17 protein-coding genes are annotated in these 16,224 nt (G+C 50.4%); 9 read left to right on the forward strand and 8 right to left on the reverse strand.

Going from position 1 to position 16,224, the window contains the following annotated elements:
- Complete coding sequence (locus TK45_RS12085; RefSeq protein WP_131259085.1) at nt 1–387, forward strand: MAPEG family protein; 387 nt, start codon at nt 1–3, stop codon at nt 385–387.
- Here the strand turns inward: TK45_RS12085 and aceK are convergent.
- A complete protein-coding gene (aceK, locus tag TK45_RS12090; RefSeq protein ID WP_131259086.1) occupies nt 380–2,083 on the reverse strand; it encodes a bifunctional isocitrate dehydrogenase kinase/phosphatase in 1,704 nt (567 codons plus the stop codon). The two genes, TK45_RS12085 and aceK, sit on opposite strands and share 8 nt — an antisense overlap.
- A gap of 156 nt (nt 2,084–2,239) precedes the next feature.
- Here aceK and TK45_RS12095 point away from each other — a divergent pair, with 156 nt between their 5' ends.
- From TK45_RS12095 to ung, 5 genes are all read left to right on the forward strand, one after another.
- A complete protein-coding gene (locus TK45_RS12095; protein WP_165490776.1) occupies nt 2,240–2,638 on the forward strand; it encodes a response regulator in 399 nt (132 codons plus the stop codon).
- 297 nt (nt 2,639–2,935) lie between these two features.
- Nucleotides 2,936–5,398 (forward strand): bifunctional aspartate kinase/homoserine dehydrogenase I, encoded by a 2,463-nt coding sequence (thrA, locus tag TK45_RS12100; protein ID WP_131259088.1) that lies wholly within the window; start codon nt 2,936–2,938, stop codon nt 5,396–5,398.
- Nucleotides 5,398–6,360, forward strand: a complete 963-nt coding sequence (thrB, locus tag TK45_RS12105; protein ID WP_131259089.1) for a homoserine kinase — start codon at nt 5,398–5,400, stop codon at nt 6,358–6,360. The genes thrA and thrB overlap by 1 nt, the downstream gene beginning before the upstream one ends.
- A complete protein-coding gene (thrC, locus tag TK45_RS12110; protein WP_131259090.1) occupies nt 6,357–7,640 on the forward strand; it encodes a threonine synthase in 1,284 nt (427 codons plus the stop codon). Before thrB ends, thrC begins: the two co-directional genes overlap by 4 nt.
- Nucleotides 7,637–8,311 (forward strand): uracil-DNA glycosylase, encoded by a 675-nt coding sequence (gene ung, locus TK45_RS12115; protein WP_131259091.1) that lies wholly within the window; start codon nt 7,637–7,639, stop codon nt 8,309–8,311. The genes thrC and ung overlap by 4 nt, the downstream gene beginning before the upstream one ends.
- A 39-nt stretch (nt 8,312–8,350) precedes the next feature.
- Here the strand turns inward: ung and TK45_RS12120 are convergent, their stop codons facing one another.
- The 3 genes from TK45_RS12120 to tal form a co-directional block, all read right to left on the reverse strand.
- Nucleotides 8,351–8,515: a DUF3545 family protein gene (locus TK45_RS12120; protein WP_131259092.1), complete on the reverse strand. Its 165-nt coding sequence runs from the start codon at nt 8,513–8,515 to the stop codon at nt 8,351–8,353.
- Nucleotides 8,516–8,767: 252 nt separating this feature from the next.
- Nucleotides 8,768–10,408: a glucose-6-phosphate isomerase gene (gene pgi, locus TK45_RS12125; protein WP_131259093.1), complete on the reverse strand. Its 1,641-nt coding sequence runs from the start codon at nt 10,406–10,408 to the stop codon at nt 8,768–8,770.
- Between the two features lie 62 nt (nt 10,409–10,470).
- A complete protein-coding gene (gene tal, locus TK45_RS12130) occupies nt 10,471–11,421 on the reverse strand; it encodes a transaldolase (protein WP_131259094.1) in 951 nt (316 codons plus the stop codon).
- Between the two features lie 116 nt (nt 11,422–11,537).
- On the opposite strand from tal, the gene TK45_RS12135 reads away from it, so the two are divergent.
- From TK45_RS12135 to TK45_RS12145, 3 genes are all read left to right on the forward strand, one after another.
- Nucleotides 11,538–12,059 (forward strand): O-acetyl-ADP-ribose deacetylase, encoded by a 522-nt coding sequence (locus TK45_RS12135; protein WP_131259095.1) that lies wholly within the window; start codon nt 11,538–11,540, stop codon nt 12,057–12,059.
- 98 nt (nt 12,060–12,157) lie between these two features.
- Nucleotides 12,158–12,943 (forward strand): peroxide stress protein YaaA, encoded by a 786-nt coding sequence (gene yaaA / locus TK45_RS12140; protein ID WP_131259096.1) that lies wholly within the window; start codon nt 12,158–12,160, stop codon nt 12,941–12,943.
- Nucleotides 12,944–13,050: 107 nt separating this feature from the next.
- Nucleotides 13,051–14,109: an alkene reductase gene (locus TK45_RS12145; protein ID WP_131259097.1), complete on the forward strand. Its 1,059-nt coding sequence runs from the start codon at nt 13,051–13,053 to the stop codon at nt 14,107–14,109.
- Between the two features lie 30 nt (nt 14,110–14,139).
- Here the strand turns inward: TK45_RS12145 and TK45_RS12150 are convergent, their stop codons facing one another.
- Genes TK45_RS12150 through proC form a run of 4 tightly spaced genes read right to left on the reverse strand, consistent with a single transcriptional unit; the run spans nt 14,140 to nt 16,218 of the window.
- Nucleotides 14,140–14,562, reverse strand: coding sequence for a DUF4426 domain-containing protein (locus tag TK45_RS12150; RefSeq protein ID WP_131259098.1), 423 nt, complete (start codon nt 14,560–14,562; stop codon nt 14,140–14,142).
- Nucleotides 14,555–14,842 carry a DUF167 family protein gene (locus tag TK45_RS12155; RefSeq protein ID WP_131259099.1) on the reverse strand — a complete coding sequence of 96 codons (288 nt, stop codon included), beginning with the start codon at nt 14,840–14,842 and terminating at the stop codon, nt 14,555–14,557. The genes TK45_RS12150 and TK45_RS12155 overlap by 8 nt, the downstream gene beginning before the upstream one ends.
- Nucleotides 14,839–15,381 (reverse strand): YggT family protein, encoded by a 543-nt coding sequence (locus TK45_RS12160; protein ID WP_131259100.1) that lies wholly within the window; start codon nt 15,379–15,381, stop codon nt 14,839–14,841. The genes TK45_RS12155 and TK45_RS12160 overlap by 4 nt, the downstream gene beginning before the upstream one ends.
- Before the next feature lie 12 nt (nt 15,382–15,393).
- A complete protein-coding gene (gene proC / locus TK45_RS12165; RefSeq protein ID WP_256372536.1) occupies nt 15,394–16,218 on the reverse strand; it encodes a pyrroline-5-carboxylate reductase in 825 nt (274 codons plus the stop codon).
- Nucleotides 16,219–16,224 lie beyond the last annotated feature (6 nt).

A 16,224-nucleotide genomic window follows, 5' to 3' on the forward strand; every position in this document is an offset into this window, starting at 1 on the left:
ATGACAAGCATGATGATCTGTCTGTTTATCGCCATTCTATTGCCTATTGTCAGCAAAGCACCGCTGGCCATGGCCATGAACCGCGAGGGCGGCTATAACAACCGTTATCCACGTCAGCAACAGGCAAAATTAACCGGATTTGGTGCCCGTGCCCGTGCTGCCCATGAAAATGCCTTTGAAGCGCTCATTATGTTTGCCCCTGCGCTTCTGGCTGCAGTAGTAACCCAGCAAACCGGTGACTTGGCGCAAACGCTGGCGATTACTTTCGTGGTGGCTCGCATAGCGTATCTGGTGTGTTATCTGGCAGATATCCACTGGTTGCGCTCACTGGTTTGGGCAGCGGGTTATCTGTGCACGCTGGGACTCGCCATACTGGCAATTAGCTAATGTGCTGAAAGCGTCGCTGAGGCGGGTAGGGCAGCACTTCCTTGATTTCGCCTTGGCCAACGGAGTTTTGCAGCTGTCGCCAGTAGGCTGGTTGCATTAACTCCGGGTGGTGCTTTTTTAGCAGTGCTTTGTGCTCGCGTTTGCCCACGATGAAATGCTCAAACTGCTGAGGAAATACATCCTCCGGCCCTACCGATAAACAATCTAATGCATAAGGATCGTCAGAGCTGGGTAAGTCGCGGAACTGGCGTTCATGCATATAGCAGATTTCATCGTAATCATAAAAAATCACCCGGCCATGGCGGGTTATACCAAAGTTTTTATGCAGCATATCGCCGGGGAAAATCCGTGCGGCAGCGATTTCTTTGATGCAAAAGCCCAAGTCCTGAATAGCCGATTCTACTCTTTGCGGATCGTCTTCCTGCTGGAGATAGAGATTGAGCGGGGTCATTTTACGCTCGATGTACAGGTGCTTGATCAGCAGGGTGTCACCCTGGATTTCGATGGATTTCTTGCATAGCGATTGCAATTCTTCCAGCAGCGCCGGGCTGATACGGTTGAGTGGCATTTGGAAGTTGGCAAATTCATGGGTATCGGCCATGCGGCCCACCCGGTCGTGCATTTTAACCAGACGGTAACACTCAATGACCCGTTCACGGGTGATTTTTTTACTTTCCGGAAATTCATCTTTGATGATTTTAAAAACTACCCCATAAGACGGCAGGTGAAATACCTCCATCACCAGGCCAGGGATGCCGGGGGCCGCTTCAAATTGATCATCAGACTGTTCCAGATGCTGAATAAAATTACGGTAAAACACCGTCTTACCGTGTTTATAAAAGCCAATCGAGGTATAGAGCTCGAAATGCTTTTTATTTGGCATTAACTCCTGCAAAAAAGACACGATCTCAGCCGGATACTGGCTATCAACCAGAAAATACGAACGTGCAAAGCCAAACAACACGGATAAATCCCGGCGGCTGGTAAGAATCGCATCTACATACAGTTGCTTGTTGTTATCCAGCATCAGTGCAACCACAAATGGCATACTGCCTTGCGAGCCACTGATGCGGCCAATCAGATAGGCCCCTTTGTTGCGGTAAAAGACCGGTTTGAGCATCTCCACCTGATATGGCTGCTGAAACTGTGAAGGCTCGAACTGGGTGGCGAAGAAGGTAACGATATTGCGCACATCGTCGTCGCGGCGTGCCAGTTCAATGTTGAGCTGATAACTGGCAAAAATTTCGCTCATAGTGACGGCGATATTGGCGTGCCCCTCAAAGCGATTAGCCACTTTGTCACGCATCTGGCCGGGCAGGTAGCACCTGCTGGGCAGCAGGAAAATAAAATCATCGTCGATTTTACTGTGGGTAAACAGGCGGCCAATGACCGAATTATAAAAGGTCTCCGCCAATTCGTATTGCGGATGGTCGGCAAGGATATTGATGAATTGCAGTTTTAGGGTACGCCAGAAAGCATCATCCTGATTTCGCGGTTCGAATTTGTGATAAAGGATGCTGACCACGTCCGCCAGTGCGCTTTCGTAAATGCTAATCCGTTGCTTCACCGCCGCCTGAGATTTTTGCCATTGCGCCTGCTCGAAATACACCTGTGCGTCACGGGTGATACGACTGTAAAGACGAAAATGTTTTTCAAATGCTTTGAGAATTTCGTAGGCAATTTGCTGCGGATTCATGGTGCGTGCTCGGGTCGTGAATGCTAATGACTCTAACGCGAAAATGCGTGATTTCGCAACGAAATAAGCGGATAGTCACTCTAAGATTGCACTTCGTGTGCATATGGATAGAATGGAGTAGGACAGTATAAAAATAACAATATGGAACCAGCCCAAATGGATTTTCCCGTCTTAATCTGCGATGACTCGCATCTTGCCCAACGCCTGCTCTCTAAAGCGCTGCCTGAAGACTGGTCTTGTCATGTGTTATTTGCCGGCGATGGTAATGAGGCGCTGGCCATATTGCGTACAAGGCATGTGGCACTGACCCTGATTGATTTGAGTATGCCGAACATGGATGGTTGGCAATTGCTTCAGGCTATCCGTCAGGAGAATATCGAAACGCTGTGTCTGGTTGTGACTGGCGATCGACAACTGGAAACCCACAAGCGCGCCTTGCAGGCGGGGGCGACCGCAGTATTCAATAAACCGGTAAACCCGGACAAGTTGCAGGCTATTCTGGCGGAATATGGCCTCTACAGCGCAGATTGTCAGGCCACTGAAAACACTCACTAACCCCTCTGGCGATAATTCGCGCAAAATTATCGATTTATGCGTCTTGACGTATAGACGTCTATATGTCAATTTAGCCTCATGAAACTGAACATGCGTACCACCATGATGACCATGATTACCACCCTTTATCGGATGGTCGCTGGCTAGTACCTGAAAGAATTACACAAGCCCGCGACCATAAAGGAAGCGGGCTTTTTTGTTTTTGGATTGATCAAAATCTCTCCGCTGTCTGGTTAAACCTAAAGTGCATGGCATAATCGGGACAGTGGCGGGTAACCCATGTGGCTGGAGCAGAAAATGAAAGTGCTAAAATTCGGCGGTTCTTCGCTGGCAGACGCGAATCGTTACCTAAACGTAAGTGAGATTGTGCGCCCTGTGCATCAGGATGGTGGCGCGGCGGTGGTGTTATCGGCACCACAAGGTGTAACCAATGCGTTGTCATTGCTGGTCGAGCAAGCCAGTGCCGGGCAGGATTTTCGCGAATTGCTCGCCAAGCTGAAAATGAAGCTGACCGGTATTGCCGATGATTTGGCGGCGCAGTTAGATGGCTTTAAGCGCGACGACATTTGTGCCTTTGTGGAGCAGTTGTTAGAAAAACTGCAACAGCAATTGGCCGGTATTCAGATGTTAGGTTGCGCGCCGGAGCAAATTACCGCGCAAATTCTGAGTCTCGGTGAGTACGTCAGTGTGCGGCTATTCAGCCACATTCTTACCGCTCAGGGTATTCAAAACGACGTCATAGATCCGGTCGATTATGTGGTCGCCGAGGGCGACTACCTGGATAGTCTGGCAGATATGCCCGCCACCATTGAACGCTTTAACACCTATCAGCCTGCGGCGGGAACGCTGGTTATTATGCCCGGCTTTGTTGCGGCTAATCGCGATGGCGAAAAAGTCACGTTAGGACGCAATGGCTCAGATTATTCGGCGGCGATTTTGGCGGCCGGCTTGCATGCTGATTGCTGCGAAATCTGGACCGATGTGGATGGCGTTTACAATGCTGACCCACGCGAAGTAGAAAACGCGGTGCTGTTAGATAAGCTGACCTATCAGGAAGCGATGGAATTATCCTACTTCGGCGCCAAAGTGCTGCACCCCAAGACCATTGGCCCGATTGCTCAGCACCACATTCCCTGCAAAATAAAAAACACCCTCAATCCACAAGCGCCGGGAACGTTAATCAGCAACGAGAAAAGTACCCGCTGGACCAGCGTTAAAGGTATCTCTCATCTGGAAAACCTGACCATGATTAATGTGGCGGGGCCGGGTATGAAAGGCATGGTCGGGATGGCCAGTCGTATTTTTAAAGCGATTTCCGCGGCGAATATTTCTATCGTGCTGATCACCCAGTCTTCGTCTGAATACAGCATTAGTTTCTGTGTTTACAGCAAAGATGCGCAGCGCGCGGAACTGGTATTACAGAAAGAATTTGAGTTGGAGTTGTCCAACCAACTGCTGGAGCATATCGAATTGCGCGCGGACTTAGCCATTGTATCGCTGGTCGGTGATGGTATGCGCAAACACACCGGTTTGGCGGCACGTTTCTTTAGTGCGCTGGCGCAGGCGCGGGTCAATGTGGTGGCCATCGCACAGGGTTCGTCAGAGCGGTCGATTTCCGCGGTGATAGAGTCAGATAAAGCCCGGGAAGCCGTTCGTACAGTGCATCAAAGCTTTTTCTCCGATCAGCACACCATTGATTTGTTTTTAATTGGCTGTGGCACAGTCGGCGGTGAACTGCTTAATCAAATTGCCCGTCAGCAGGAAAAGTTAGCCAAGAAAAACATTCGTTTACGAGTGTACGGTATAGCCAATAGTCGCCGTATGTTGTTGGCACCGGAAGGCATCGATTTACACGCGGACTGGCGTAGCCAGTTGGCGGAAGCAAATGCCAGATTCAATGTTGAAACGCTCAAAGACTTCGTACAACAAAACAGCCTGATTAACCCGGTGCTGGTGGACTGTACGACCAGTGAGCAAATCGCCGAGCTGTATATTGAGTTAATGCTAGCCGGCTTACATGTGGTAACACCCAATAAAAAGGCCAATACCGCAGGGCTCTCACGTTACAAACAGTTACGTGAAACGGCGCTCGACACCCGTCGCCAATTCTTATATGAAACCACTGTCGGCGCGGGCTTGCCGGTGATTGAAAACCTGCAAAAGCTGATTTACGCCGGTGATAAACTGATTCGTTTTGAAGGGATCTTGTCTGGTTCACTGTCGTTTATCTTTGGCAAGTTGGAGGAGGGCATGAGCTTGTCCGAGGCAACTGCCGAAGCGCGTAAACTGGGCTATACAGAGCCAGATCCTCGTGATGATTTGAGTGGAATGGATGTTGCGCGTAAATTGCTGATTATGGCTCGTGAGTCAGGCATGCAACTGGAGCTGAGTGATATTCATATTGAGCCAGTGCTGCCCGCCAGTTTTGACGCCGTCGGCACGGTTGAACACTTTATGCAGAATTTACCCGGCCTGGACGCGCATTTCTCCACGCGAATCAGCGCCGCCGCCAGCGAGGGTAAGGTTTTGCGTTATGTTGGTCGGATAGAAGAAGGTCAATGTAGCGTGGCAATCATCGCGGTGGATGAACAACATCCGCTATATGCGGTAAAAGACGGTGAAAACGCCCTGGCGATTCACAGCCGTTATTATTCCCCCAAGCCATTTGTGATCCGCGGCTATGGCGCAGGCGCGCAGGTAACGGCAGCTGGGGTGTTTGCAGATATTATGCGCACCATGCCATGGAAACAGGAGTTGTAATGACACAGGGTCAGGTATCGGCGTTTGCCCCCGCCTCAATCGGCAATGTCAGCGTAGGTTTCGATTTACTCGGCGCGGCGCTGGCACCCATTGATGGAAGCCGACTCGGCGATGAAGTCAGCGCGCAGCCCGCCGCCGCATTTAACCTGACGATTAGCGGACGATTTGCGGACAGATTACCGGGCGTGGCGAGCAACAATATTGTCGCCAAAGCCTATGACTATTTTCATCAACGGGCCGTCGATGCGGGCCATGGGTTTGCCCCCTGTGCGCTGCATTTGCACAAAAATCTACCGATCGGCAGTGGCCTGGGCTCCAGCGCCAGTTCGATTGTGGCGGCCCTGGCGGCATTAAATTCTTTTTATGGCGAACCCTTTAGTCAGAATGAATTACTACAAATGATGGGCGCGTTAGAGGGGCAAATTAGCGGCAGTGTGCACTATGATAACGTAGCACCTGCTTATTTGGGCGGATTGACCCTGATGGTCGAATATGGCCAGACTATCGCCAGCCAATTGCCCGTTTTTGCCGACTGGTATTGGGTGGTGTGTTATTCAGGAATAAGTGTGTCCACCTCTGCCGCCCGGCAAATCTTACCCGCTGAGTTCCCGATGAAAACCTTGCTGGCGTTCGGACGCCAGTTAAGTGTATTTGTCGACGCATGCCATCGCGGCGATGAAAATCTCGCCGCAGCGATGCTTAGCGATGTCGTCGCTGAACCTTATCGCAAATCATTGCTACCTCATTTTGATCAATGCCGGGATTACATTATGGCCAATAATGGTCTGGCATTCGGGATATCCGGCTCTGGGCCGACTGTCTTTGCGGTGGCCAAATCACTGGCGGATGCAGAAGCTTTTCAACGCTATCTGCAGCAATATTATCTGCAAAATGACGATGGTTTTTGTCATATCTGTAAGCTGGATCCCGCAGGTACGCGGATCAGCAAGGAGACGTTATGAAGTTAGTCAATTTAAAGGATGACTCCCAGCAGCTATCCTTTGCCGAAGCGCTACAGATTGGTCTGGGGCGTCAACAAGGGTTATTTTTTCCCGCTGAGTTAACACCGTTAAAAGACATTCCGGGTCTGCTGGCGATGAATCTGATTGATCGCAGTGCGGCCATTCTCGGGCATTTACTGGGCGATGAAATAAGCGCCCAAGACCTGCACGACATCGTGTCCCGCGCATTCGCCTTCCCCGCGCCATTAGCGACGGTGGATGACAATACCTACTGCCTTGAATTGTTCCATGGTCCAACACTGGCGTTTAAAGACTTTGGCGCTCGCTTTATGGCCCAGTGCCTGGCGCACTTCGCCGGTGATCGTAAGATTACCATCTTAACGGCCACCTCCGGTGATACCGGTGCGGCCGTTGCCCATGCGTTCCATGGTTTGGAAAATGTGCAGGTGGTGATCCTCTACCCGCAGGGCAAAATCAGTCTGTTGCAGGAAAAGCTGTTTACCACACTGGGCGGCAACATTCGCACCGTGGCAATCGAGGGTGATTTCGACCAATGTCAGGCGTTGGTGAAAGCAGCATTTGATGACCAGACACTCCGTGAAGATATCCATCTAAACTCTGCTAACTCGATTAATATCAGTCGTTTACTGGCGCAAATTTGTTATTACTTCGAAGCCTTTGTGCAATTGCCTGATGAAGCACGTGAGAATGTGTTGATTTCTGTGCCCAGCGGTAACTTTGGAAATTTGACCGCGGGCATGTTGGCCAAAGTACTTGGATTACCCGTCACAGGTTTTATCGCGGCCACCAACAGCAATGATACTGTGCCGCGCTATTTGAAAGATGGTGTGTGGGATCCGCAGGCTACGGTAGCGACTCTGTCAAACGCCATGGACGTTAGCCAACCGAACAACTGGCCCAGAATCGAAGCACTGATTGAGCGTGGCTACCTGCCGGCGTCTGTCTTACGTGGCTACGCCGTCGATGAGGACTATACCCAGGTGGCGATGCGTCAGTTAGCCGCGAAAGGTTATGTCTCTGAGCCACATGCTGCAGTGGCGTATCGCGCATTAAATGCCCTTCGGGATGTGCAGCAGGCAGGCATATTCCTTGGTACGGCACATCCGGCTAAGTTCCGAGAAAGCGTCGAGAATATCTTAGGCAGCCCAATTAGTTTGCCCATTGAACTGGCTGAGGTGGCAGGCAAGGAAATTTTATCCAGTGTACTGCCAGCTGATTTTGCCAAGCTCAAAGCGTATCTATATCGCGAGTTAGTATGAGCTTGACCTGGCAGGACCTGCTGGCAGAAGAACAGCAGCAGGCTTACTTTTTGGCAATGTGGCAGGAAATCGAGCAGCGTCGACAGCAAGGTGTGATCATCTATCCACCTCGTGATGAGGTGTTTAATGCGTTCAACGCAACGCCGCTGGATAAGGTCAAAGTCGTGATTCTGGGGCAGGATCCTTACCATGGGCCTAATCAGGCGCATGGTTTATGTTTTTCGGTGTTACCCGGTGTGCCCCATCCCCCTTCGCTGCGAAATGTGTTTAAGGAGCTACAACAGGAATACCCGGATTATCAGATCCCTGCGCATGGCTGTTTACAGGCCTGGGCGGAGCAAGGTGTATTACTGCTGAACACGGTGTTAACCGTAGAACAGGGCAAGGCGCACTCTCACAGTAAATTGGGGTGGGAGCGGTTTACCGATAGCGTGATTAGTTTGCTAAGCGCGCATACAAACGATTTGATTTTTGTACTGTGGGGTAGTCATGCACAGAAAAAAGGTCAGAAAATCGATAGCAGCCGCCACCATATTCTGGCCGGGCCACATCCTTCACCCCTGTCGGCGCACCGTGGCTTTTTTGGGTGTGATCACTTTCGTGCGGCCAATAGACTGCTGGAGCAGATGGGCAAAACGCCAATCGACTGGCAACTACCACCGGCCTGTTAACGAAAAAAGCCTTACCCGGTTGGGTAAGGCTTTTTATGATTAACTGGCTAGGTCACGTAAGTCGTATTCTTCTAACAGGTCAAACTCTTCGAGTTCTTTGCGCAACCTGTATTCATCCTGCAGCGCTTCAATCTCTCTCCATTTGCGCTTTTTATTCTTACCTTTACTGTTTAAATCGATATCTAACAGGGTTAAATCATCCATACTGAGCTCCTTCAGTAATACAGCACACAGTGAAATAACGCGGCGAGTTTCATTATTAACTGGTTTTATGGACTTTTTATTAACGTTACGTGACGTTTTTTTGTCCGCCGCGGTTGGATATTTGCACAAAAACAGGCTAATGAATAGCCTTTTGTTAGGAGAATTTTAACCGGATGTGATCAGTTGGAAACTGCGGAGGTTGTATTACGAAGGCGCGAAAAAGGCCTGCGCGCATCGCAGGCCCGTCATCGATTAATTCGCTGCGCGAAAGCGCTCCACTAATTGGTTGGTGGAACTATCGAACGATAAAGGCGCAGTGGCGTTCTCGAGTTTATCGAGAATCTCATTGCCCATCACTTTACCCAGCTCAACGCCCCATTGGTCGAAAGAATTCACGCCCCAAATTGCCCCTTGCACAAAGACTTTGTGCTCGTATAACGCTACCAGAGCGCCCAGGGTTTTAGGATCCAGTTGTTCAAATAACAGGGTGTTGCTGGGTTTGTTACCCGGCATCACTTTATGCCGTGCCAATGCATCCAATTCGGCCGTATCCAGCCCCTTTGTAGCTAATTCAGCTTTGGCTTCATCAAAAGTTTTGCCCTGCATTAATGCCTGAGTCTGAGCAAAACAGTTGGACGCCAGCATAGCGTGATGTGGGCCGATATTATGTGGCACCCGCAATGGCAGCATAAAGTCGGCGGGGATCAGTACCTGCCCCTGATGAATTAGCTGGTGGAATGAGTGTTGGCCGTTGGTGCCTTCACTGCCCCAAATGACCGGGCCGGTGGCGTAATCAACCGTCTGGTTATCCGTGGTAACGGATTTGCCATTGGACTCCATATCCAGTTGTTGAATATAAGCCGGGAAGCCCCGCAAATAGTGATAGTAGGGCAGCAATACATGGCTTTGCGCGCCAAAGAAGTTTACATACCACACCCCTAACAGCGCCATAATCACCGGCAGGTTTTGCTCCAGAGGTGCTTGTTGAAAATGCTCATCCATGGCAAATGCACCATCCAGCAGCGCTCGATAGTGCTCGTAGCCTAATGCCAGTGCAATGGGTAATCCGATGGCAGACCACAATGAATAACGGCCGCCAACCCAGTCCCACATTGGGAAGATATTTTCTTCGGCAATACCGAAGTCAGTGGCTGCTTTAATATTGCTGGATATGGCCATAAAGTGCAGGGCGATATCTGTCTGACTCCCGCCATGCTGCAAGAACCAGTCTTTGGCTGTCAGGGTGTTTTGCAGGGTTTCCTGAGTGGTAAAGGACTTGGACGACATCAAAAATAAGGTGGTTTCGATATCGCGCTCAGCCAACACATCGGCGATATGACAGCCATCCACGTTCGCCACAAAATGCACTTTGATGCCTTTATACCAGTAAGGCTTTAACGCCTCGGTCATGATTTTTGGACCGAGAAACGAACCGCCTATGCCAATTGACACAACATCCGTAATAGCCTTGCCGGTGTAGCCTTTGTGTTCACCGGAGTGAATTTTGTTGACTAACTGGCGCATTTTTTCCTGGGTTGCCAGTACGTCCGGCATGACATCGACGCCATCAACCATGACAGGCTTACCAGAGAAATTACGCAGTGCGGTATGCAGTACCGCGCGTTGCTCGGTGTTGTTGATAATTGCACCGCCAAACATCGCATCACGCTTGCTCGTTACCTGTTGCTGGTTGGCCAATGCAACCAATGCCTGCATCACATCCTGAGTGATACGGTTCTTGGCATAATCCAGAGTGATACCGCATGCTTGTGCGGTAAATTTCTCTGCGCGCTGGGCATCTTGTGCGAACAGTTCGCGCATATGGGTTGATGACAGCGTGTTTGCCAGGTCAGTCAGGGTCTGCCAGGCGGGTGTGTCTGAAACTAAACTCATCGGGAATAACCTTTTTAATCATTAAAAAGGCGGCATAAAAAGCCGCCTGATAAGAATGTTGATTACAGCATTTGCGCCAGTCTGCTTTCCAGTTTGACCTGGTCAGCGGCGAAATTGCGGATGCCTTCTGCCAGTTTTTCTGTTGCCATGGCGTCTTCGTTCATCATCCAGCGGAATTCGCTTTCATTCAGCGGCGTGCAATCCCACTGGGTTTGGCCATTATCCACCAGTTTGGCGGTGACCACGTCGCTGGAGCCGGCCAGTTCTTCGAGTAAATTCGGGCTAATGGTCAGGCGATCACAGCCCGCCAGTTCCAGAATCTCGCCGGTGTTGCGGAACGAGGCGCCCATGACCACGGTTTTATACCCGTTGGCTTTGTAGTAGTCGTAAATCTGTGTCACGGATTTCACACCCGGATCGTCAGCACCCTGATAGTTTTCGCCGGTCTTGGCTTTGTACCAATCCAGAATCCGGCCCACAAAGGGGGAAATCAGGAATACACCGGCTTCCGCACATGCGCGGGCTTGGGCAAAGCTGAATAACAGCGTGAGGTTGCACTGAATCCCTTCTTTTTCGAGGACCTCGGCGGCGCGGATCCCTTCCCAGGTAGACGCAATCTTGATCAAGATGCGGTCTTTACTGACGCCCTGTTGCTCATACAGGTCAATCAGGCGACGCGCTTTAGCGATCGTCGCTTGCGTGTCGAAAGATAAACGGGCATCGACCTCGGTAGAAATACGTCCCGGAATAATTTTGACAATCTCAGCACCGATTAGCACGGCCAGCTTGTCACCGGCATCAATCAATTGTTGGGTTTTATCTGAAGACTGTTGTTTAGCAAATGCGACCGCCTCTTCAATCAGCGGTGCATAACGGCTTAGTTCTGCAGCCTTGAGCAATAATGACGGGTTTGTGGTGGCATCCACCGGTTGATATTTTGCAATGGCGTCGATATCGCCGGTATCGGCAACGACGGTAGTCATTTTTTTCAGCTGCTCTAATGCTGTAGTCATGGATAATCCTGTGTCTTTCACTAAGACCCTCTAATTTAGCGAAGTTTTGCAACAGTGACTATGTCAATTACGCTATAAGCCATGATAAATAAATGTAATTACTCGGAATTTTGGCCATGACGACCAAACTGACGTTAGTTGAGACAGATATTTGCACATTAGCGGTCGATGGGATCGTCAATGCGGCTAATCAGAGTCTGTTGGGCGGCGGGGGTGTGGACGGAGCAATTCATCGCGCCGCAGGCCCACAATTGCTGGAGGCTTGCCGGCAATTGCAAGGTTGTGAAACCGGCAAGGCAAAGATTACACCGGGTTTTAATTTGCCCGCACGCTACGTGATCCATACAGTCGGGCCTATTTTTCAGGCCGGCCACGCACAGCAGGCAGCGCAGCTGGCCGATTGCTATCGCAATGCCATTGTACTGGCTACCCAATATCAACTGAAAACACTGGCATTTCCCGCGATTAGCACCGGCGCTTATGGTTATCCTGAAAACGAAGCCTGCAAGATCGCCGTGGATGCGATTACCGAAGCATGCAGCGAGGTAACGACGCTGCGTAAAGTCTATCTATGCGCCGTCGAGCCGCGAATTTACAACGCCTGGCTACAAGCCCTGCAAAGCAGCACATTACACTGATACGAATTTTTCAAAGCGGACGTTCGGCTATGTGAAATGGCAGGCAGGTTTGAATACTGATATTCTTGCGCGCAATTGAATTGCTACAGGAATCCGTCATGCTGGTTGTTGTCTCTCCGGCGAAAAATCTCGACTTTGAAACCCCCGCAGTCACTTCTCAATTTAGCCAACCGGAATTGCTGGCTGATGCTGAAACCCTGATTGAACGTTGCCAGCAACTGACGCCAGCTGAAATTGGCTCGATGATGCAAATCAGCGATAAACTGGCTGCGCTAAATGCCGCCCGCTTTGCCAGTTGGCATACACCGTTTACCCCGGATAATGCTAAACAGGCTGTACTGGCCTTCAATGGTGATGTGTACGCCGGGCTGGAGGCGACCTCATTCACTGAGCAAGACTTTGATTTTGCCCAACAGCATCTGCGAATCCTCAGTGGCTTATATGGCGTGTTGCGTCCGTTGGATCTCATGCAGCCTTATCGCCTGGAAATGGGGCGTAAGCTGGATATCACCCGTCAGGGTAAAACCAGCAAGGATTTGTACGGATATTGGGATACCCGCATAACTGACACGCTTAATACTGCCGTAGCCGAACAAGGCGATGACGTGCTGGTTAATCTGGCCTCCACGGAATATTTTTCATCGGTGAAAAAGAAAGTGCTAAACGCCCGTGTGATTGAGCCTGTATTTAAAGATTACAAAAACGGTCAGTACAAAGTGATTAGCTTTTTTGCCAAAAAAGCCCGCGGCATGATGGCACGCTATATCATCCAGCAACGTCTGACCGACGTTGAGCAGCTAAAAGAATTTAATCTGGATGGTTATGTATTTCAGGCGGATGAGTCCAGCCACAACAAGCTGGTGTTTTATCGCCGCCAGGATTAGTCAGATTATTCCGCTATAAATCAGCAGCAGAGGTTATGATCCTGCTGCTTGAAATCCCCGTAGTCAGCCACACCTTTGGGTTATCAACAAATATCAAGGAATGACCTGTGACTGATTTATTTACCCCGCTGCAAGTGGGTGATATCACCTTACCTAACCGCATTATTATGGCACCTCTGACCCGCTGTCGTGCGGTTGACAATCGCGTGCCAAATGCGCTGATGGCAGAATATTATGCCCAGCGTGCGGATGCTGGCTTAATCCTGACTGAAGCAACCTCTGTCACGCCGCTTGGTGTAGGGTATCCAAATACCCCTGGGATCTGGTCAGACGAACAGGTAGAGGGCTGGAAGCAAGTTACCGCCGCAGTACACGCCAAAGGCGGTCGTATTTTTATGCAGTTGTGGCATGTAGGGCGAATTTCAGATCCCGTTTATCTGGATGGTCAGCAGCCGGTCGCACCCAGCGCGGTAAAACCTGCGGGTACGGTGTCACTGTTGCGTCCAAAAAAAGAATTTGAGACGCCGCGCGCGCTGACGTTGGATGAGATTCGTCAAACCATTGAGGCCTACAAGCGTGGCGCCGAGAACGCTAAAAAAGCCGGTTTCGATGGTGTGGAAATCCACGGTGCCAATGGCTATCTGATTGACCAATTCCTGCAAAGCAGCACTAACCAGCGCGAAGACGAATATGGTGGCAGCATTGAAAACCGTGCACGTTTTATGCTGCAAGTCGCCGATGCCTGTATTGGCGTATGGGGTGCGAACCGCGTGGGTATGCACTTAGCACCCCGTTGTGATGCCCATGATATGGGGGATGCAAACCCTGAAGAGACATTTGGTTATGTGGCCGAGCAACTTGGTAAACGTGGCATTGCATTTATCTTCACCCGTGAACACAAGCAAGCGCCGGGTCTGAGCGAGATGATCAAAACCAGGTTTGGTGGCTTACTGATCGCGAACGAGCAGTTAGACAAGACTGCAGCACAGCAATTGCTTTCAGCGGGCAAAGCCGATGCCGTGGCATTCGGTCGTGACTTTATCAGTAACCCGGATTTGGTGACCCGTTTAAAAACCGGTGCATCACTCAATTCATTGGTAGCGGAAACTATCTACGGGGATGGTGCCGAGGGCTACACGGATTATCCATTCCTGGCTAATGCCTGATAAAAAGCCCCGCAGTCGCGGGGCTTTTTGTTATTCAATCCAGACTTTCTGTTCGAATTTGAGTGTTTGGGTGTTCTCGCCGTGACCAATATCAATCGCAAATCGCCACACCTGATTAATATCGTTATTCAGTGTGGCGAGATAATAAATGGCATCACCTTCCTGTACTTCGCGAAACGTCAGACGCTGCACTTTACCCATCAGGTCAGTTGCTGTGCCTTCTACCACCTGAGATAATGCCTGTTGGCTATCGTGGGCCAGCACGGAAATATTAATCACGGCCTGATACTGACTGCGTTGAATTTTGTAGTTCCGTGCTACCTCGGGCTGTAAAAAGGTACTTGGGAAAACGATATAGTGTACATCCCAGTCTCCCAGTGTTTTAAATTGCTCAGCATGAGCCATGGATGCACTGGCCAGCAGTGCTATTGCTATTAAAAATCGTTTAAACATAGTCTTTTACCCAATCAGGAAGTGTAAGTGGCGCGTTAATACGGATACGTTTCTGGCGGCTGCTTTGGCCACTTTCGACACTCACGGCGGCTTTGCTTACGGCAAATTCTTTGGCCAGAAACTTAATTAAATACGCGTTGGCTTTGCCATCTACCGGCGGGGCGCAGATGGCAATTTTCAGTGCATCGCCGTGCAAGCCAACCACCTGATCCCGGCTGGCTTTAGGCTGGATATGTAAGCGCAGGATGCAGGCATCCTGCTCAATACTGACTGCCTTCATCTGCCGCCAAGTAAGTCTAGAAAGATCAGGGTTTCCAGCACTTTAAGTAAAAACAGGGCGACCAGAATGGATAAATCAAACATGCCAATTGGCGGGATGATTTTGCGGATCGGCGCCAGCATGGGCTCGGTTAATTGCATCAGCACGTAGTCAATGGGGCTGCGGCCCTGACTGACCCAACTCATAATCACGCGAAATAGCAAGATCCAGAACACCACCTGGAATATCTCATACAGAATATACACAGGCGCATTAATCAACACAGCAATAGGGTTGACGGCTCGCCCGGCAATCAGCGCGATAACAAAGAACTTGGCAACCGCGACCAGCAACGCCAGCACCAGGGTAGCGGTATCCAGCCGACCAATTGACGGGATCACGCGACGCATCGGTGCGACCAATGGATGAGTCAATTTTACGATGGTTTGGCTAAACGGATTGTAAAAATCCGCCCGTACCAGTTGAAGCCAAAGTCGCAATAACACCACCATCAGGTAAGCGTCGAAAGCAAAATTGACAACCATTAACACTGCATTCATGGGGTTGAATTCCTAAAATAAAGTCGACATTTCCTGAGCTCGTTTCACCGCAGCTTGCATGGCCTGGCTGATGGTGTCGCGAAGTCCGGCATTTTCAAAAGTAGCCAATGCTTGCGCTGTGGTACCGCCTTTTGACGTAACCTGTTCACGCAGGGTACTGATTTCTGTGGCAGGATTTTCTACCACCATAGTGGCTGCACCGAGCATGGCCTGCTGCACCAGCAAACGGGCTTCGTCATGATCAAATCCCATTCGTTCTGCTTCCGCCTGCATGGCTTCGGCAAACAGGAAAAAGTAAGCCGGGCTTGAGCCAGCTGCAGCAATGACGCCATCGATTTTTGCTTCTTCGCTGACCCATAAGGTTTTGCCGACCTGACTCAACAAAAAGGCAGCAAACTCACGCTGTTCATCATTAACGCCTGCATCTGCGAATAAGCCTGTCATACCCAGCCCCAGCGAGCTTGGGGTATTTGGCATAGTGCGCACTACAGGATAATTTCCGCCTAACATTTGTTGCAGGCGGTTTGCGTTGATCCCTGCGGCAATAGAGACAAATAATTTGCCTTGCAGATCCGTTTGCTGAAGGTGCTTGCAGACCTCTTGCATCAGTTGCGGTTTAACCGCCAGCACCACCACATCGGCGTCATTCACCGCCTGAAGATTATCGCTGGTGGTGTTGATCCCGGCATCCTGTTCCAGCGCGTCCAGCTTAGGCCTGGATGGGTTACTGGCAGTAATGCGATCGGCAGGATAGCCCTGTTTGATCATGCCGAGAATGATTGCGCGGCTCATATTACCGGCGCCAATAAACGCAACGTTTTTATGTAAAAGGTTGATAGTGCA

Source organism: Bowmanella sp. JS7-9, assembly GCF_004329715.1.
GTDB lineage: Bacteria > Pseudomonadota > Gammaproteobacteria > Enterobacterales > Alteromonadaceae > Pseudobowmanella > Pseudobowmanella zhangzhouensis.